General features: G+C 32.9%; 20 protein-coding genes and 2 tRNA genes. 7 read left to right on the top strand and 15 right to left on the bottom strand.

The features are described from left to right. Window positions 1–369 precede the first annotated feature (369 nt). The 8 genes from CM19_RS09140 to CM19_RS13115 all read right to left on the bottom strand — a co-directional run bounded on the left by CM19_RS09140 (window position 370) and on the right by CM19_RS13115 (window position 6,159). Window positions 370–445, bottom strand: a tRNA-Gly gene (locus tag CM19_RS09140). 514 nt (window positions 446–959) lie between these two features. Further along, window positions 960–1,043 (bottom strand) — tRNA-Ser (locus tag CM19_RS09145). Window positions 1,044–1,086: 43 nt separating this feature from the next. Beyond that, window positions 1,087–1,635 carry a class I SAM-dependent methyltransferase gene (locus CM19_RS09150; protein ID WP_048100142.1) on the bottom strand — a complete coding sequence of 183 codons (549 nt, stop codon included), beginning with the start codon at window positions 1,633–1,635 and terminating at the stop codon, window positions 1,087–1,089. Then, entirely contained in the window at window positions 1,632–2,405 is a 774-nt protein-coding gene (locus CM19_RS09155; RefSeq protein ID WP_048100143.1) for an RNA-guided pseudouridylation complex pseudouridine synthase subunit Cbf5, read from the bottom strand. Before CM19_RS09155 ends, CM19_RS09150 begins: the two co-directional genes overlap by 4 nt. After that, entirely contained in the window at window positions 2,344–2,658 is a 315-nt protein-coding gene (locus tag CM19_RS12795; protein WP_081801257.1) for a tRNA pseudouridine synthase A, read from the bottom strand. Before CM19_RS12795 ends, CM19_RS09155 begins: the two co-directional genes overlap by 62 nt. Then, entirely contained in the window at window positions 2,659–2,949 is a 291-nt protein-coding gene (locus CM19_RS09160) for a 50S ribosomal protein L14e (protein WP_048100144.1), read from the bottom strand. 37 nt (window positions 2,950–2,986) lie between these two features. Continuing rightward, window positions 2,987–5,713 (bottom strand): DEAD/DEAH box helicase, encoded by a 2,727-nt coding sequence (locus tag CM19_RS09165; RefSeq protein WP_048100145.1) that lies wholly within the window; start codon window positions 5,711–5,713, stop codon window positions 2,987–2,989. A 302-nt stretch (window positions 5,714–6,015) separates the two neighbouring features. Continuing rightward, entirely contained in the window at window positions 6,016–6,159 is a 144-nt protein-coding gene (locus tag CM19_RS13115) for a hypothetical protein (RefSeq protein ID WP_160164880.1), read from the bottom strand. A gap of 241 nt (window positions 6,160–6,400) precedes the next feature. Here CM19_RS13115 and CM19_RS13120 point away from each other — a divergent pair, with 241 nt between their 5' ends. The 3 genes from CM19_RS13120 to CM19_RS09180 are packed head-to-tail and all read left to right on the top strand — an operon-like array spanning window position 6,401 to window position 8,482. Further along, the gene (locus tag CM19_RS13120; RefSeq protein WP_160164881.1) at window positions 6,401–7,414 is read left to right on the top strand and encodes an ATP-binding protein; all 1,014 of its coding nucleotides are present in this window, start codon (window positions 6,401–6,403) and stop codon (window positions 7,412–7,414) included. An 8-nt stretch (window positions 7,415–7,422) separates the two neighbouring features. Further along, window positions 7,423–7,734, top strand: a complete 312-nt coding sequence (locus CM19_RS09175; protein WP_048100146.1) for an RNA polymerase subunit Rpo13 — start codon at window positions 7,423–7,425, stop codon at window positions 7,732–7,734. Beyond that, window positions 7,724–8,482 (top strand): beta clamp domain-containing protein, encoded by a 759-nt coding sequence (locus tag CM19_RS09180; protein WP_048100147.1) that lies wholly within the window; start codon window positions 7,724–7,726, stop codon window positions 8,480–8,482. Before CM19_RS09175 ends, CM19_RS09180 begins: the two co-directional genes overlap by 11 nt. On the opposite strand, the gene CM19_RS09185 is transcribed toward CM19_RS09180, so the two are convergent. The 6 genes from CM19_RS09185 to CM19_RS09210 are packed head-to-tail and all read right to left on the bottom strand — an operon-like array spanning window position 8,444 to window position 12,325. After that, the gene (locus CM19_RS09185) at window positions 8,444–9,556 is read right to left on the bottom strand and encodes an amidohydrolase family protein (protein ID WP_048100148.1); all 1,113 of its coding nucleotides are present in this window, start codon (window positions 9,554–9,556) and stop codon (window positions 8,444–8,446) included. The two genes, CM19_RS09180 and CM19_RS09185, sit on opposite strands and share 39 nt — an antisense overlap. Then, the gene (locus tag CM19_RS09190) at window positions 9,532–10,233 is read right to left on the bottom strand and encodes a GTP cyclohydrolase IIa (RefSeq protein ID WP_048100149.1); all 702 of its coding nucleotides are present in this window, start codon (window positions 10,231–10,233) and stop codon (window positions 9,532–9,534) included. The genes CM19_RS09185 and CM19_RS09190 overlap by 25 nt, the downstream gene beginning before the upstream one ends. Next, window positions 10,230–10,682: a 6,7-dimethyl-8-ribityllumazine synthase gene (ribH, locus tag CM19_RS09195; protein ID WP_048100150.1), complete on the bottom strand. Its 453-nt coding sequence runs from the start codon at window positions 10,680–10,682 to the stop codon at window positions 10,230–10,232. Before ribH ends, CM19_RS09190 begins: the two co-directional genes overlap by 4 nt. After that, window positions 10,663–11,127: a riboflavin synthase gene (gene ribC / locus CM19_RS09200; protein ID WP_081801258.1), complete on the bottom strand. Its 465-nt coding sequence runs from the start codon at window positions 11,125–11,127 to the stop codon at window positions 10,663–10,665. Before ribC ends, ribH begins: the two co-directional genes overlap by 20 nt. After that, the gene (locus CM19_RS09205) at window positions 11,124–11,783 is read right to left on the bottom strand and encodes a 3,4-dihydroxy-2-butanone-4-phosphate synthase (RefSeq protein WP_048100151.1); all 660 of its coding nucleotides are present in this window, start codon (window positions 11,781–11,783) and stop codon (window positions 11,124–11,126) included. The genes ribC and CM19_RS09205 overlap by 4 nt, the downstream gene beginning before the upstream one ends. A gap of 32 nt (window positions 11,784–11,815) precedes the next feature. Beyond that, window positions 11,816–12,325 carry a hypothetical protein gene (locus tag CM19_RS09210; protein WP_150111418.1) on the bottom strand — a complete coding sequence of 170 codons (510 nt, stop codon included), beginning with the start codon at window positions 12,323–12,325 and terminating at the stop codon, window positions 11,816–11,818. Between the two features lie 44 nt (window positions 12,326–12,369). Here CM19_RS09210 and CM19_RS09215 point away from each other — a divergent pair, with 44 nt between their 5' ends. Further along, complete coding sequence (locus tag CM19_RS09215; protein WP_048100153.1) at window positions 12,370–13,152, top strand: DUF2208 domain-containing protein; 783 nt, start codon at window positions 12,370–12,372, stop codon at window positions 13,150–13,152. Here CM19_RS09215 and CM19_RS09220 read toward each other — a convergent pair. Next, window positions 13,100–14,419 (bottom strand): cobyrinic acid a,c-diamide synthase CobB, encoded by a 1,320-nt coding sequence (locus tag CM19_RS09220; protein WP_048100154.1) that lies wholly within the window; start codon window positions 14,417–14,419, stop codon window positions 13,100–13,102. The two genes, CM19_RS09215 and CM19_RS09220, sit on opposite strands and share 53 nt — an antisense overlap. A gap of 53 nt (window positions 14,420–14,472) precedes the next feature. Between CM19_RS09220 and pcn the strand changes: the two genes are divergently transcribed. From pcn to CM19_RS09235, 3 genes are read left to right on the top strand one after another with little or no spacing between them, the layout of a single operon-like run. Next, window positions 14,473–15,210: a proliferating cell nuclear antigen (pcna) gene (gene pcn, locus CM19_RS09225; protein WP_048100155.1), complete on the top strand. Its 738-nt coding sequence runs from the start codon at window positions 14,473–14,475 to the stop codon at window positions 15,208–15,210. An 11-nt stretch (window positions 15,211–15,221) separates the two neighbouring features. Further along, a complete protein-coding gene (locus CM19_RS09230; RefSeq protein WP_268744941.1) occupies window positions 15,222–16,163 on the top strand; it encodes a uroporphyrinogen decarboxylase/cobalamine-independent methonine synthase family protein in 942 nt (313 codons plus the stop codon). A gap of 4 nt (window positions 16,164–16,167) precedes the next feature. Continuing rightward, entirely contained in the window at window positions 16,168–17,154 is a 987-nt protein-coding gene (locus tag CM19_RS09235; protein WP_048100157.1) for a methionine synthase, read from the top strand. Window positions 17,155–17,179 lie beyond the last annotated feature (25 nt).

The raw sequence follows: 17,179 nt of genomic DNA on the forward strand, positions 1-17,179 counted from the left end.
CTCAAATCTATAAATATTAGCAGCATTCTCGAGATTATATGATACAACGTTTCTACATCGATAACCCTTCTGCTGACATATCTTGCATACTAGAATATATTAGATACTCTCTATCTAAGGTTTATAGTCTGTTTATTGAGCTGATTAATTAAATCCTGGAAAATCCTTGAGTTCTCTTCTTAGAGGATGGAGATTCTTAGCTTATTCTTCTAAATCAAAGACAATATAACAATATACACTAGGAGGTAGTCAAAAGGGATTTTGCTTGAGCTACAATCTTCTGTATATTATAGCTAATTGTTTAAATTATATTTTAATATGATAGGGTTAGTTTTGATTCTTCTTTTATAATAATAGCAAAACAACATATGCGGCCGCCGGGATTTGAACCCGGGATCATCAGCTTGGGAGGCTGACGTCCTATTCCATGCTAGACGACGACCGCAATTAATTAAATCTTAATCTGCCTAAAATTTTTTTCCAAGTTATTTTACGGTCAAATATATAGATCGACACTTAAAACTTGAAGCTAAAAACTGTTAGATGTCTATCTTTCAAAATTCGCTTTATGGAAGCGAACTGTTCGACCTTTCAGATAGCTTTCTATTTTCATAGCTAACTCTTGCTCGAATAACTATAGAATAGACAATCCCACACAATTTGAGAGTTTTGCTCTCAATCAATATATAATTGGATGTTAAACAGGCCTAGAGATCATAGTTAACAATATTATCGTAAGTTTAGCGGATGAAGTCTTCTGAGGAAAATGGTAATTCTCCTTCACGTAGCTAGTCCTAAACGGAAATATTGGAACTACTAATCTAATCTCTTTCCAATGTTTTCCATAAGGGAGAACATGAATTATGATGAAATTAGACTTACATCGGTTCCTTAGCTAACTATGTGGAGATATATCGAGAAGTGAAAGGTAGTATTAGAATTGTGGAGATAACCCTATGCGCCGGGGGCGGGATTTGAACCCGCGCAGGGTTTTCCCTACTAGCTCTCAAGGCTAGCCCCTTGGTCCGCTCGGGCACCCCGGCACAATAATATTACATGTATTTGCTTTAATTATTATCTATACCGCTATTTGTCTGATCTTATAATAGAATACCCCTTTACTCTTTTTTTCACGTAAACGTGGCTAAACCATTTAGAAAGATAATAAATAGCATTTTCCTCTCCTTTATACACAACTATTTCTACATAACCGTTGGATTTGACCTTTTTACTTGCTTGCTCTGCCATTTTCTCTAAGAATAACGTTCCCCCTTTAAGAGGGGGATTAGAGAAAATTGCTTCTACATCTACGTCTAAAGCTGACAAAATATCGCTTCTATATACATGAACTCTTTGTGATAATCCGTATCTTTCGACATTACTCGTAGATGTTCTTATAGCTAAAGGATTGCTGTCTAACATAAATACTTCAAGTCTCGGATTAGCTAGGGCAAGGTAAATACCTATTGGTCCATATCCGCACCCTAAATCCACAACTTTTCCCTCATCTGGGATATCTATATTTTCTAGAAATACTCTTGTTCCTAGATCCAATTTTCTTTTTGAGAATAGACCCGGATGACTTAGAAGTGATAGAGGAACTCCGTTTACCACTTCCGCTACTATAAAGCTCATTTTTTCCACGCTTTAGGATATATATCCTTTGAAATAATCACTCTCTTAGGTCTTATTACCTCTCCTTTTTCCATATTATTAAGGGTTGCTGAATTAATAACCGATTCACCTATTGCTACAGCTTCTCCTTTGAGAGTTATGATCGCTACAGTATCTCCTTTTTTAAACTCTTGATATGCAACTATGCCGGGGACGTTAATTGACGCACCATATGCTACGGAATTAACAGCAAAATCATCGACAATAACTTTTGGCATTCCACATAATGCATACTCCATTGGTATAAGTATATTCCTTAGTTCGCTTTCATCCCTACAGTTTCTCCACATGTATATAGCCTCAGCTAATTCTTGCATCGTAACAATATTTTTCTCACTGAATGCGCCAGATCTTGTCCTTCTAAGCTCTATCATATGGGCTCCACATCCTAATATTATTCCGGCATCATGACATAATTTCCTCATATAAGTGCCTGGAGAGGATGAGATCTTAAGCAGATATAATTTTTCAGAATAATCTAAAATATCTATACTATTCACCTTTCTTGTTCTTAATCTCCTCTTTACTGATGATCTTACTGGAGGTCTCTGATAAATTTCTCCTTCTAATTCCTTTAGTATGGATTTTAATGTGTCCATAGATGTATTGCAATGGACACGCATGAGGCATACGTATTCCTTTCCTGACTTTGTTACGTAAGTGATAAGTTTAGTAGCATTTTCTATACCAATTGGTAGAACACCTGTTACTTTGGGATAACCCCACCCCAAAGGGTTCTAGGGTCCCACCATGACCAACTTTGTTTACTTTTAACATCCTTTTTATCCAATAAGCCACTTCGTGGCTTGTAGGTCCAGGAGGTTTGTCGATATTTATTATTGAGTTCGTAATAAGTGTATTTAAATCTCTTTTATCTGGATATATACCAAAATTTTCAGATGTACTCTCCTCTTTTTTAATTATCCAAGGATTTTGATAATAACAAAAATTATCTATCTTATATATAAAATCATAAAATTTCATTCAAATCACTGGAATCTTTATTTTAACTTTTTCCTTTACAAAATCTAAGAGTCCAGCTTCCTGTAGTTTTTTCTCTACTTCTTCATCTGAGGCTCCCTTACTAATATCTATTTTCTTATCTGTCGGTTCTAAATGAAGCAAATTAGTTCTTCTTCTTTTTATACCTGATACCTTTTTAGGACCTGTTACTAGAACAAAGTTATTATCTATTATGTCGAGAATAACACACTTTTGCCCAGCTTCTCTTCCTTTAGTCTTTACACATATTCTTCCTACTTCTATAATAGCCATAGATAATCAAGAAGACTCTCTGTTTTCTTAATTAAACTTAGTGTTCCCAGTATTTCCTGGTTCTTAAGAATTTTTTCTCTTCCTCCAATATTGCTTCATAAAACTTATCTTCTCCTTGCGTTAGGGATCTAAGTATTCTTCCTAGATTGCCAGGACCCACTCCTCTAGCTGATATACCAATTGCTGCGAATTTTTTGTAATATGAAAAAAGAGATGAAACAGTTTTTAGCTCATTAAGTCTCTTAATTTCATTTCTTTTAAGTTTTTGTCCTTTAATGTTTTTTCTTATAATTTCAACTGCATCTTTATCGTCACTAAAAGTTACTGTAAGAAAAACTGACGAACATGAAGGACAAGCTTCAGGACACGATTTCACTCTAGTTACTTCAGTCCATCCACAAACAGTGCATATCAGTCTAACATCCTTTGACAAAAGTCTAGCCTTAAAGACCTCTAGAACGGCTGATGTATCATCATGTTCCATTATCAGTATTCTATTAAGAAACTCCTTAGCAAGGGGAGAAGGGGAAGGGACTTCCACAATTTTCCATGAATATTTTTTCAGTTCATCGAAGATATATTTATCGTAATTTTTTATCATCATTTCCTTAACCGCCTCTTCGCCAATAATTGTATTGGTATACGCTTTGAGAATTGTACTATTTATTGCGATATCGGCATTTGGATCAATTGCTCCAAATCTCTCTGCTTCTACCAAAAGCTTCCATTTGAACTGTGGGCTTTCTTTTATCGCATCTTTTAATATTTCCTCTGTTTTTGTTGACTTTAATGAAAGAATTGTTTGTATTGCCCTTTCAATATCCTCTTTTGTTATAGGAAGCATAGACGCAATAACTATATTATAAGGATCGTTTCGATAGGAAGTTCTAATACCTTTTTGTGATGATAGTACAAGTGAGAGTACTGCTCCCAATGAATTATTTCCTCTAGTTCCAAATGGAGAGTGAATTACAATCAGGTTAGTATTTACGATCTCAACCAATATAATTTCATTTGATATCTCAGGATATCCTCTTTTTATGTGTTCTTCTAATAGATTTCTCACTTCATTATATTCTTTCATATTAGAGGATAGAGCATTATGTAAATATTTGAAAACTCTTTTAGAAATTTCCTTTTCAACCGGAATAGATTCTCCAAACCAACTAGGTAACGTTCCATTCTTAAGCTCCGTAGAACTTACAAATATTTTATCATTGTCTATAGAAATCACTTTCCATAATTTACCACCTAATATGAATACACTTTCTTCATCAATTAAAGTGACAAACTCTTCGTCAAGTCTTCCTATCTTTGTATCGTTCGCTACATTTATTACGTCGTAACTTCTTACAGAATCAGGAATCATATTTACGTTATAGTAATATTTCCATGATCTATATCCAGGTAGGATTTTGTTCTCTCTAACCTTGATAATTCGTTCCGCTTCTAACAACGATATAACTTGATCAATTTCGTCACTAGAAATTTCAGAGAAGAATATTGACCTACTTATAATTTCTTTTATCTCGTCAAGATTGGAATATCCCTCTAGAACCATTCCAACAATTTCATGAGCTAATACGTCCAGCGGGTTTGACTCATATTCGGATTTTTCTAGATATCCCTCTTCTATTAATTCGCTTATAGCTTTGCATTCAAGAATATCATAGATGTAATTTCCTGGCAAGATAATTCCATTAGATTTTCTTCCTACCGTGTGCCCACTTCTACCTATCCTTTGAATAAGCCTTATCGCTTGTCTCGGTGACATATATTGAATAACTAGTGATATTTTACCTATATCTATTCCTAATTCTAGGCTAGAAGTAGCTACTATAGCATCGATCTTTCCTTCCTTAAATTGTTTCTCGATCTGTACTCTTATTTCACGCGATAATGAGCCATGATGGGTCGCAATATTAACTTTGTACATTGTTCTAAGCTCGCTGGCGAGAAATTCTGCAGTCTCCCTAGTATTTGTAAAAATCAGGACAGGTTTATACTTGGATATTATTTCATTAATATATTCTAACCTCGCTAAGACTCCTGGGTCAAGACCAATATCTAAGGTTTTTTGTAGATTTATCGAATTAATTTGAGGTATAGATAAAGAAATCTCCATTTCCTTCCTACCATCTATTCTTGCGACTTCAACATCTCCAGTACGATTAAGGTACATTTTAGCCAACTCAATATCTCCTATAGTCGCAGAAATTCCTATTAATTGTATTTTTTTCTTTGCAAGATTTTTTATTCTTTCTAAAACAACAGAAAGCTCATATCCTCTCTTTTCGTCTATCATTTCCTGAATTTCATCAACTATAATCCAGTTTAAATTTGAAAATAATTCCCTAAATTTCTCATTCAATATAAGATATTGAAGAGATTCAGGAGTTGTAATAAGCATATCCGGAGGACTATCCCTTATATTTCTTCTTTCTTTTCTTGTAGTATCTCCATGTCTAGTTCCTACTTTTATTCCCAGTCTATCGCCAACTTTAGTAAGCCTAGTTTCAATATCTCTATTTAATGCCCTTAAAGGCGTGATATATAATGAAGAAATCTTGGATGGCTTACTTATGAAAGTCTGATAAAAAACAGGTATTGTAGCAGCCTCGGTTTTTCCATAACCTGTTGGAGCTATTATTAATGTATCCTTACCAGAAAGAACTTTAGGAATAGCGATTTTCTGAATTGGTGTGAGCTCAGTATAACCTAGGTCTTTCAAGGTTCTTAAGAATTCCAGTTGGTATTCCTTCATGAGCGTATATAACTAATAAGGTAATAAAGATTAAATTAAAATATGCAAGAATTAAGACATCTGATCGCATCTTCTATACTTATTAGTGAAGTACTATTCCTTCACTTTTACTTCCCACTTCTTGTTGGACCTCTTTATGGAGTTTATAAGGATTTTTATATTTCAGCTTCGCTTTTTCTTAATTCTTTAGTCTTTGTAGCATTATTCTCTTCCTATGTGATTGCCATTTCGTATTATTTTGAGTATTATATGTTATATTTATTTTTAAATATAAATATAATGAATATTGATAATATATTTTCCTATTTTTCTGGAATTATTATGTTCATGTTAATTTCTATTTTTAGTAGAAGAGGAATAAACGATTCGTTTATATCATCGCTTAGCAAATTTAGGCTTAAATTGTCTTGGAAAATTATAATATTCTCAAGTATTATGACTTTCATCTCTATTTATCTCTATAAAAATTTTATTTTGATATTAGGTATTTTAATTAGCTATATCATAGTTATATTACTCAATTATACATATTTAATCCCATTACAATTACTGAGTTGGATCTCATTACCATATATTTTGTCTCAAGTTGAACTACCTTCATTAGATCTAGAAGGAATATGCTTTGGTAAAATCGAAGCAGTACTGAAGAAGACCCATTTAAGTTTCCATAGAATAAGAACAAATAGTATGTATAAATGGTCTCCATTAAATGGAAAATACTGTATCAACATAAATGATAATAAAAATTTTAACATGATAATCTTGGGAACGAGCGGATCTGGGAAATCTTTCCTAGCAAAGAAAATCCTTGAAGTAGGAAAGTTAAATTATACAATTTTTGATGTTCATGGCGAATATGATATAGAAGGAATCAAAAGATTAGATGCTTCAAAAATATCTATAAATCCCTTATCATTATTGGGTCAGTCTCCTCGTGAAAGATCGCTTGAAGTAGCTTATGTTTTAAAATCTCTCTTTAATCTTGGAAATATTCAAACTATTGATTTGTCTAATTTAATTTTTGAAGCATATCAGGAGAAGGGTATATATGAGGAAGATGATACAACATGGATTCTAGATCCTCCAAATTTCAGAGATATTCTTGTTCTTCTTAATAGAAAGAAAACTCTCGCAACAAATGCTCAGGAGATTAACAAGTATCAGTCTATAGAGCCATATTTAAGTTTTATTACAAATAAAATATTTATGTATAATTCTATTAATATAAGCGAAATAATAAATAATCCGGTAATAATAGATTTCTCAAAAATTCCTACATTAGAGATAAGATACATATTGATAGACACAATACTCCGGTCTATTCTATCATATATGTATGTTTCAGGTCAATCTAAACTAAGGAAAATGATAGTTATAGATGAGGCTCATTTTGTTCTTTCAAAAGAAAGCGGTCTACAGTTGATGGAAAAATTATTTGCAGAAGGGCGTAAGTTTGGATTTGGTTTTATTTTAATTTCTCAAACATCTGAATATGTTAAAAAACTAATTCCAAACTCGGCTTACATCTTTGTGCTTAATATGATAGAGCCTGGAGAGTTAGAATATATAAGTAAACTTTTAGGTGGTAGCGATATGGATATTTATAAGGCAATATACAATAGTTTACTGAGATTACCGAAAGGATTAATTATAACAAGAGATATATTGCAAGACGAAATAGTTTTAGTTCGTTCTAGTTAGGTGGAATTATGTCGGATGAGAGTAGTTATGAAGGAAAAGAAGAGGAAGAGAAAACCGATTCTGAAGTAGAAGAAAGAAGTAGAGGTGGAGATGATGATCTTCCTGCAATGTCTTTGCAAGATATTGAACTTCTAATGAAAAATACGGATGTATGGTATAACCTTATTTCAGGAAAGATTTCAATTGAAGAAGCAAAGAAATTATTTGAGGAAAATTATGAGACTATATTAGCCTCACAAAGGAAAAAAGCTGAGAAAAAGAAGAGCGTAAGGAAATCTAGAAAACCAAAAAAGAAGGAAGGTGACGAGAATGCCATTTAAGGCCATATATAATAGTGTTAATGATTTTTATGCTCTTCTCTCTTCTATTTCTAAGTTAACGGACACTATAACAATTAATTTTACAGAAAATGGTATAAATTCCAAATATCTTACTGAAGACAAAGTAATAATGTGTATAATTAACATACCTAAGGGCGTAATGGATGAATATGAAATAGAAAAAGAAGTGGGAATAAAGCTTAATCTTAAGGACATAAAAAAACTATTGTCTAAGGCTAAATCCAAGAATTCAAGAATAGAAATTGAGGAAACGGATTCTGGTATTAAAGTAGTCATAAGAGATGAGAGAACTAAGACACGAAGCAATATGTATATAAAGGCAGAAAAGACAGATGTAGAAGGAATTAAGGAACCTAATGTTCCACTATCTACTTTAGCCGTCATGCCTGAAAGAATTCTAAAAACTGTTATAGATGATGCATTAGAGATCAGTAGTGAGGAGACTACGTTCTCATCTGAAGAAAACGGATTGTCAATTATTGCGGAGGAATCTGGAAAGTCCTATATCGCTAAACTAGTAAAGGATAGTCCATTATTGGAATTAAATGTTGAAAAACCGGCTAAGGCAGTATATGGTCTTGAGGTATTAAAAACAGTCGCATCAGTTTCGGGAATAACTAAGAATATAAAGATAAGCTTTGGGGAAAACTTACCTATGAGAGTAGAAAATGGAACAGAAGGAGGTCCCTCACTTGTATTTTGGGTCGCTCCTAGGGCTCCTAAATAATACTACCCCTCCTCTCTTTGCGATGGCCTGATAAATATTTCTAGAATTAAGAATGTTATTTCTCTCTCCTTCAATTACAATGAAATTAGCTTTTTTACCTTCAATTAAAGGATTAGCTCCAAATATCTTACCATTTATAGTTGCTCCTTTTATAATTTCTTTTGAATAGTCGGACTGAGGATCTAATAGTCTACTAATCAAGAGGGCAGTTTCCATTTCTCTCCATAAATCAGGATGTATCCAAGCACCATTATCTGTACCTAGGAGAAGATTTACATGATGTCTTAACATTAGATTTAGTCTAGGAATACCAGTAGAGAACCACATATTGCTTCTTGGACATGTAACTATAGAAATTCCCTTTTCCTTTACTATCATAATTTCATCCTCTGTTAGATGAGTCCCATGTATTATTATATCAGGCTTAATATGTTTTATAATATACTCGAAGTCACCAGCTAAATTTTGTTTCATTGTCTCTGATACGTGAACAGCTACTATTTTATTGCCAAATATATCTCTTATACTCTTAAGTTCAACACTGTTATATGTAGTTGCAGTTGGTAACCCGTAACCATCGGATAAATTATATAATTTTCTTAAATTATAATCATTAAACTCATCTTTTTCTAATCTCCCTAAAACTTTATAAGTGATCCAGTTTAATTTCCTTAAATCGTTTACTATTGTAGAACCGTAAATTCCTTCTTCTCTGAAATCAACTACTATTGATATGCCTAACTCATTTTCTAGGTTTAGGAATTTTTCTATAGATTTTACTATCTCTATTTTCCTCTTACTTTTTAGAATTCTATATTTTTCGCTACTTGGATCTCCTACAAGTTCCTTTATACTCTTATCTATTCCAAATTCTGGTTCAATAAAGTCTGCTGAGTGTGTATGAGAGTTTACTAGAGCCGGTAAAGCTATCCCAGTCCTAAAATCTTCGCCTGTTTGATATCCATTCCCTATATGAGTTACTATTCCGTCAGTAATTTCTATATTGACTTCTTTTAGTGGTTCCAATTCTTCGCCTACTAAAGCCATTCCTACATTAATGACTTTACTATCCATCTAAGTTCCCTATTAGAACGTATAGTTTCCAAAGCTGACGTTGCTCCTTTCATTGCCAATCTTGGATTTTTACCTCTTCCTATTCCTAATTTTACATCGGTTATTCTTTTTGTAATGTCTATTAGATCACTTATATTATCAATAGTTGATAGTACTATTATATTATCTCCTCCTAAATATTGCGTTATACCTCCTATTTCTTTTGCCATTTCTGTTATGCTAGTGTATATTCTGTTAACTTTTAGAAAGGCTTCATAGACGGACTGTCTAGATAGATTCGAGAAACCGTTTAAATCAAAATGTCCTACTATTACATCCTCATCTCTAGAAGTAGAGATCTCTATTCTACCTTCTCCTAATTTATCTAGACATTGTGTAGCCTTAGTCTGAGCTTCTAGCGGTGTTTTCCCATATTCCTCGCACGCTCTTATCGGGAGAGGTGATATTGATGATATTCCTTTAAATATTTCCAATTTTTGATATTCTGAAATTCCATCAACTGGAATTAAATAATAATCATACCTTAAAGGTAAAAGAAAACTTCCCTCTTTTGATACAATCTCGTTAGACGATGCAGCTAACCTATGCTGTGTTGTCTGTATTATCCATTCTCTATCAGTTCCAAGAGTTTCTGTCCATTCTCTATAATTTATAAACTCTATAACGAGAATCTTCATTTTATTACCTTTTCTTTATTATATTCCATTTTTCTTAGTCTTCTTATCATCTTTATTGCAGATTCTGCTGCTCTTGTCGAGTACTCTTCTATTCTTTCCATAGCTTGCTCATGCGTTGCTCCAGGACCTATTATCCCTAATGCAACAGGCTTTTCATATTCCAGACTTATATCCGAAATTAGTCTCGCAACCTGGTTACCTATTAGGTCATCATGTTTGGTTTCGCCCTTTATTATTGCACCTAATACTACTATTCCGTCTATATCATCTCTTTTAGCTAATTTCTTGACAGCTAACGGTATTTCAAAAGAACCCGGAACGCTAAATATAATTTGTACTACACCACCTAGAAATTCTATATGAGAAATAGCTCGATCTAGCATGAGCTTAGTTATATCGTAATTAAACTCAGCAACAACTATTCCTAATTTAATCGAGGCTTCCTGCATTTTTGTACCCCTGCCTTAAACCCTTACCAGCAAAAGATGTTAACGCTTCTTTTCCATCTCTTACAAGGTAAACTAGATTTTTAGCATGTTTTTCCGTCCTATCTATAGCTATATCTTTCAATTTGTCTTCATCTTCAGCTTCGTCTTCGTGGACTGTTACATCAATTACATGTTTCATTGTAAGTATCTGTACTGTTATTAAACCAATGCTTGACGCCAGATAGCTATACTTGTCAAGCATTGTCTTTCCTACCCACCCTAAAGTTATAACACCATCACACCCCAATTCTATTAGTTTTCTTGCAGCTACTGGTAAGTCTTTTATTCCAGGGACGGTATATCGCTCTATCTTAGAGCCTGGATCAGTCTCCTTAATAGTCTCTATTGCTACTGATGCCATATTAACTCTAGAAAATGTGGTATCAGCTATACCATATTTTCTCAAGGATAGACTACCTCCAAAATGTCTTTCCCTGTAACTAGTGGAATCCCTTCGTTTCTGCTAAATCTATAAGCCTTTTCTTTGTTCAAGCTTTTACCTTCATCTAGCATTTCAGCAAATACAACGCTTTTTTTAAGCCCTACATATTCAGCTAATGCTACAGACAATTCTGTGTGTCCCCTTCTATTCTTTAGTCCTCTAGAAGCAAGAACTGGAACGTGACCCGGTGCATAAAATTCATTGTAAAATCTATTTATTGCATCCTTATCTTCAAGGTCAATTTCCTCAATTATCGAGTGAAGTTTACTTATTGTTGTTGCCCTATCATAATCTGATATACCCGTAGTTGTACTTATGTGATTTACATAAATCATAAATGCTGGTTCATCCCCATATTTTGGTCTTTTTATAAGTTTAGAATACCCTGCTTTTTCTAGAATTTTTGTTAGAAAGGATAAGCCTAATTTTTCTGTCTCATTATGACCTGTAGCGTAACAAATTAGACCACCAGCTTTATTTCTAAGAGTTAAAATTTTTTTCCAATCTATTACCCCAGCGTAGAATATCATATCCGTTTCTTCCTCTCTTCCATCAAAATCATATACAAGTACTGGAAGCCCAGATTCCCATGTCTTTCTTATCTCTTCTTTTAGGTTCATATATCTATCTTACAGCAATGATATTTAAGTATTTACTTATTGCGTTTTACTAACTTTAGTGTTATAGATACAATAATAACAACAACCATTATAATTATCATAAAGTAATTGAGGTCTAATGGATTATTTCTTACTTGTGGATTCGTAGTGATAGGAGCTGAAATATTACTAAAGAATTCAGTTATATTAGATATGTGTCCTATATAAATGGATTTTATTGATACATTGCCTAAAACTAGTTGTCCCTTATTTATGTAGAGAACATATGTTATGTTTTGGCCATCAAGATAGTTTAAATTCATAGTATATTTATTACTAAAATGATATATATGTGTAAAGTTACCTGTTATGTTAAAATTGGTTGTAATGATAAGAATATCAGTTTCATTATTTATTGTTATATTTACTATGTATTTTGGATAACATTGTATTTCTACTTCAGTCAGGTAAGTAGGAAATCCCTCCATAATAGTTAGTGAGGCAACGCAGGGAACAGCAATCATAATAGTAGTTAATATTATTATGCTAGCTCTCTTTAACATCTGATAATAAATATAAGCATGTAATATATAAAACGGTATAGGAAATGTCTGCTACTCCCTATAATCCTTATAATTGGAAGTTTCTTCTGTTAACGCAAGTATGGCTAGTTGCAATTTCTATTATTTTATCATACTTTCCACAATATTATATAGAAGCTCTTGCTATATATTTTGTTGTATTTCTAGGTATAAGTTTTTCTATACAATATAAGACAAATCCGATGTTTAGAGATAGGAAATTACTTGCCGAAGTAGCTAATTCTAGGGTAATTTATGAAGAGAAAGATGTTACTAAGATTGTTCAAGCCGATGCAGAACTTCAGAGAGAGTATATGGAGGCCGCAAAAAAGAACTTGAGTATGATGGGTATATATGTAGTTTACATAATAGCACTATTCATTGCGTATGGATACTTAGTGAGATTTGCTGATAGTTTTCCTGGTACATATGGAAGACTTTTGGTATACCTTGTATATTTTGAGGCACTATATTTGGTAGGTTACTTCATGTTTAGAAAAATCTTAAGACCTACAATGATGAGCGTTATGGCACCTACATCATATAGCGTTACCGAAAAAGGGATATACAGCAAGAAAGGCTACTCTACATTTCTTCACGCTAAGCATCTAGTTGACTCAAAAATAGATGTAAACAAAGAAAAACATTACGTGGAAATAGACTCCACTAGTACTAAATTACCCTATAAAATTAGACTTTATGCCCCAGACGTTGATAGGTTGATGGAATATATAGAAAGAGTAAAGAGATTAGAGCTTAAAAGACAGAGTTCTTCTCAACAGCAGAAAAGTGAAGGTGCGAATACATAGCTAAGGTTTTATCGTTTTTTACACCGTCATAACCTTCTGATAAACCTTTTCCCATTAAGTTTTTGAATACAAACTTTTTCTCATTAACCTGGAGAGGATAAGAATAATGAAATTCATGGGCTCTTAATACTTTACCTTTATCCGCTACAAATGTTTTTTCTAAAGCTTCTAACTCTGTATAACTTAAAGTAAGCTTACCCTTAGATGCTATTTCAATATCGAAGAGACCAACCATCGAGTATTTACCCTGTTCATTTACTAGTTTTTTCGAGAGATACATTAATCCTCCGCATTCAGCAAGGATGGGTATACCAGAGTATGACGAATTTTTAATCCATTTTATCGTAGTAGTAGATGCTTCAAGTTCCTTCATAAATAGCTCCGGATATCCTCCACCTATATAGATAAATTCTGCCTCATCAATTTTTTCATTATTTATAGGACTAAAGAATTCTATTTTATATTTCTCTGATATTCTGTCCAGATTTTCGGTATAGTAAAAGCTAAATGCCTGATCATAAGCTATTGCAGCTACTTTTTTATTTTCGTTTGCTGTTTCATTTAAATCTTTATGGTTATTATTAAGTTCAATTTGTTCTGTAGAATTAGCTATTTCAATTAATTTATCTAAATCTACATTCTCCTCAATTAGCTTAGCAGCATTATTTATTACTCTTTCAGCTTCTCTATATCCTTCTACAGTATATAGGCCTAGATGCCTTGAGGGTATTTGAATTGATTTATCCCAAGGAATAAATCCTAGGACTGGTATAGTCGTAGCTTCTTTACAATACTCGAAATGTTTAGAAGATCCAACCTTGTTAAATATCACTCCTTCAACTCTCGCGTTTCTATATTTTTTAAGACCTTCAATTATAGCCCCAACCGTTGTGCTAACATTACTGCAATCCATCACAAGCACTATTGGAGTTTTTGTGAGTTCAGATAGTTTGTATGTACTAAATTCTATACCTATACCATCATATAAACCCATTACCCCTTCTATTACAGATATATCATAGCCAGGAGAATATTTCAATAGAGTTTTAATAACGTTATCACTTCCCATCATAAATAGATCTAAGTTAAATGAAGGTGAACCTGTAGCTATCTTATGATAGCCGGGATCTATAAAGTCAGGTCCTACTTTAAATCCTCTCACTTTCATCCTTTTTGAGAGAGCCTTCATTATGCCTGAGGAAATTAAAGTTTTACCAGAATTACTCCTGTCAGATGCTATTACTATCCTAGGAACTTGTGATTCCATGTAGTAAATTCCTGAGAAATAAAGATAAAGCTTTATACTTTAAGAATGTGGCTATGAGGGCAGTTTATGAAGATTCTTCGCACATCAAGTCTATCCTAATAGCGTTAGCTAGACTAGTAGATGAAGCATCAATTAAATTTGGAAAAGAAGGCATTGAATTAGTTGCTATGGATAGAGCTCATATATCACTAATAAAATTAAAAATTCCTAAGGAAGGGTTTAAGGAATATGAAATAGAAGAAGAAATTAATTTCGGATTTAACACCCAATTTCTAATGAAAGTGATTAGCTCAGCAAGAAGAAATGAAACAATAGAATTTTCAGCTGAGGATCCTTCTATAGTATTCATTAGAATCGTGGGATCTATAATGAAGGAATTCAAGATAAATAATATAGATATTTCACAGCCAGATATTCCAGAGCTAAATCTTCAGTTTGATGTTAATGCTCTAGTTAATTCATCGGCTTTTAAGAAAGCAGTTGATCAAATATCCTCTGTTAGTGATGAAATAGATTTCTCTGCAGATGAGAACGGTATTAAACTTTCAACTAAATCTGAAACTAATGTTGAAGTAGAACTAACTAAGGATATGGGTGCTGTATCTGAATTAGAATTAACTAAGCCAACAAGTTCTACATATTCATCAGAGTATCTATCTGATATCCTAGTTCTTACCAATCTTTCAGGCAATACAAGGTTATTCTTTGGGGAACAAAAACCTTTACAACTACAGTTTGATATGGAAAATGGAGGTAATGTAGTATACCTTCTAGCTCCCCAGATGGGATAACAAAATTTGACATAGCTATAACAGGAAGCTATCCAAAGGCTCTACAGCTTGGTAAGATAATTTCGAGATATAGAACCGGTAAGGCAAACGAAGAGATCTTGCAAAAAGCTATAGAAAGGGAAGAAGAAAAGTTTTTCAAACTTGTAAATTCGATAGGTGTAAAGTATAGTAGTGACGGACTATTTAGATGGGATGACGTAGTAGATGTTACTTTTAGTTACATTGAAGGTGCAGAAAAAGGAGATTTGATGAGATTTTTTGATAATAACTTTTATTATAGACGTCCTATAATAAAAAAGAAAATAAAACCAAATTCAAATGAATTTTTGAAATATATAAAAGATGATCAACGGTTATTAGATAAATTAGGAATAAAAGTCGGGTTAAGTGTAGTTATACTAGGCCCATTAAGCTATCATAATCTTTCTGAAAATAAGGTATATGACTCTCTAGAACTCCTTTCTGATTATGCAAATGTAGTAAATTCTGTAGTTAAATCAATAGGTAATCAAGTTAAAATTTTAGAGATTCATGAACCATCGATTTCAGACAAATTAGTTAAGAAAGATATCTTAGAGAGATTGCCATCAATTTACGACGAAATGCTCAAAGGGGTAAATATACCTAGTTTATTATTAACATATTTTGAACTTAACACATCTAGGCTTGAGTATTTGTTTAAGTTACCAGTAACATATTATGGTATAGATGTAGCAGAAAATAAAAATAAGCTTGGAATAATATATAGATATTTTAATGGGAAAAAAGTGTTTTTAGGCGTTATAAATACTAGAAATACTAGGATGGATAGCATATCTTCGATGAGACTTATATTGAGGAAAGCAAAAGATAAAGGGGCTGAAGAGATTCTTGTGGGTAATCCTGGACCTATGGATTTTATTCCAGAAGTTGTGGCAAAGAGAAAACTTTCTCTTCTATCCAAATTGAGGTGAGAGTATGTTAGATCTCCCAATCTTACCAACAACTGTAATAGGAAGTTATCCGAGACCAAAATGGCTTAGAGAATCTATTAGGTTAAGTAAGATAGGAAAAATGTCTAATGATGAATTGATCGAATCCTTTAACGATGCTGCACTTGCAGTCCTTCACGATCATTATTTGGCTAATGTGGATGTACCTACGGATGGTGAAGTTAGACGTGATGAGATGACAGAATTTTTCGCTGAAAAATTAGGTGGGTTTAAATTTTATGGACCAGTTAGAGTTTGGGGTACAGCATATTATAGGAAACCCGCTGTAGTTTCAAAGGTTGAGTATAAAGAACCTATGCTTGTTGACGAATTTAATTATGCAAAATCTATCTCATATACATCCAATCTTAAAATTACTATAACAGGTCCATATACTATTGCATATTGGTCTTATAACGAATATTATAAAGACATGAAAGATCTTACTTTTGATCTTGCAAAAATTATAAACAGGGAAATGCGAAATTTAGTTGAGGCAGGAGCAAAGATAATCCAAATCGATGAACCTGCAATACACTCGACTAAAAAAGATATAGAATGGGCAGTAGATGCTGTAAACGAATCATTAAAGGGAATTAATGCTAAGTTAGTTCTTCATATTTGTTATGGCGATTATAGAATAGTCGCGCCATATTTGAATGAATTCAATGTAGATCAAATAAACTTTGCACTGAAAATATACGACTATAAATATCTTGACCTCTTTAAGAAATATGGGTACGAAAAGGAATTAGGTCTAGGAGTAATTGATGTACATAATAGAAGAGTTGAAACTGCTGAGGAGATTGCTAAGGATATAAAATATTCGATGAAGTATTTTCCTGCCGAAAAGCTATGGATCAATCCTGATTGTGGACTTAAGCTATTACCTAGAAAGATAGCCTTTGAAAAACTTCAAAATATGGTTAAAGGCACAAATCTGGTAAGGGAAGAACTTAAAAGAACAAGTTAAAATAATAGTTAAGGAGGTTTACTTT

The sequence above is a fragment of the Candidatus Acidianus copahuensis genome (genome assembly GCF_000632495.1).
GTDB lineage: Archaea > Thermoproteota > Thermoprotei_A > Sulfolobales > Sulfolobaceae > Acidianus > Acidianus copahuensis.

Coding starts and splice junctions, on each gene's coding strand:
- CM19_RS09150 (WP_048100142.1), bottom strand. CDS start 1,635: ATGAGCTTTATAGTAGCGGAAGTGGTAAACGGAGTTCCTCTATCACTT.
- CM19_RS12795 (WP_081801257.1), bottom strand. CDS start 2,658: ATGAAATTTTATGATTTTATATATAAGATAGATAATTTTTGTTATTAT.
- CM19_RS09160 (WP_048100144.1), bottom strand. CDS start 2,949: ATGGCTATTATAGAAGTAGGAAGAATATGTGTAAAGACTAAAGGAAGA.
- CM19_RS09165 (WP_048100145.1), bottom strand. CDS start 5,713: ATGAAGGAATACCAACTGGAATTCTTAAGAACCTTGAAAGACCTAGGT.
- CM19_RS13115 (WP_160164880.1), bottom strand. CDS start 6,159: ATGAAAGTCATAATACTTGAGAATATTATAATTTTCCAAGACAATTTA.
- CM19_RS13120 (WP_160164881.1), top strand. CDS start 6,401: ATGTATAAATGGTCTCCATTAAATGGAAAATACTGTATCAACATAAAT.
- CM19_RS09175 (WP_048100146.1), top strand. CDS start 7,423: ATGTCGGATGAGAGTAGTTATGAAGGAAAAGAAGAGGAAGAGAAAACC.
- CM19_RS09180 (WP_048100147.1), top strand. CDS start 7,724: ATGCCATTTAAGGCCATATATAATAGTGTTAATGATTTTTATGCTCTT.
- CM19_RS09185 (WP_048100148.1), bottom strand. CDS start 9,556: ATGGATAGTAAAGTCATTAATGTAGGAATGGCTTTAGTAGGCGAAGAA.
- CM19_RS09190 (WP_048100149.1), bottom strand. CDS start 10,233: ATGAAGATTCTCGTTATAGAGTTTATAAATTATAGAGAATGGACAGAA.
- ribH (WP_048100150.1), bottom strand. CDS start 10,682: ATGCAGGAAGCCTCGATTAAATTAGGAATAGTTGTTGCTGAGTTTAAT.
- CM19_RS09205 (WP_048100151.1), bottom strand. CDS start 11,783: ATGAACCTAAAAGAAGAGATAAGAAAGACATGGGAATCTGGGCTTCCA.
- CM19_RS09210 (WP_150111418.1), bottom strand. CDS start 12,325: ATGTTAAAGAGAGCTAGCATAATAATATTAACTACTATTATGATTGCT.
- CM19_RS09215 (WP_048100153.1), top strand. CDS start 12,370: ATGTCTGCTACTCCCTATAATCCTTATAATTGGAAGTTTCTTCTGTTA.
- CM19_RS09220 (WP_048100154.1), bottom strand. CDS start 14,419: ATGGAATCACAAGTTCCTAGGATAGTAATAGCATCTGACAGGAGTAAT.
- pcn (WP_048100155.1), top strand. CDS start 14,473: ATGAGGGCAGTTTATGAAGATTCTTCGCACATCAAGTCTATCCTAATA.
- CM19_RS09235 (WP_048100157.1), top strand. CDS start 16,168: ATGTTAGATCTCCCAATCTTACCAACAACTGTAATAGGAAGTTATCCG.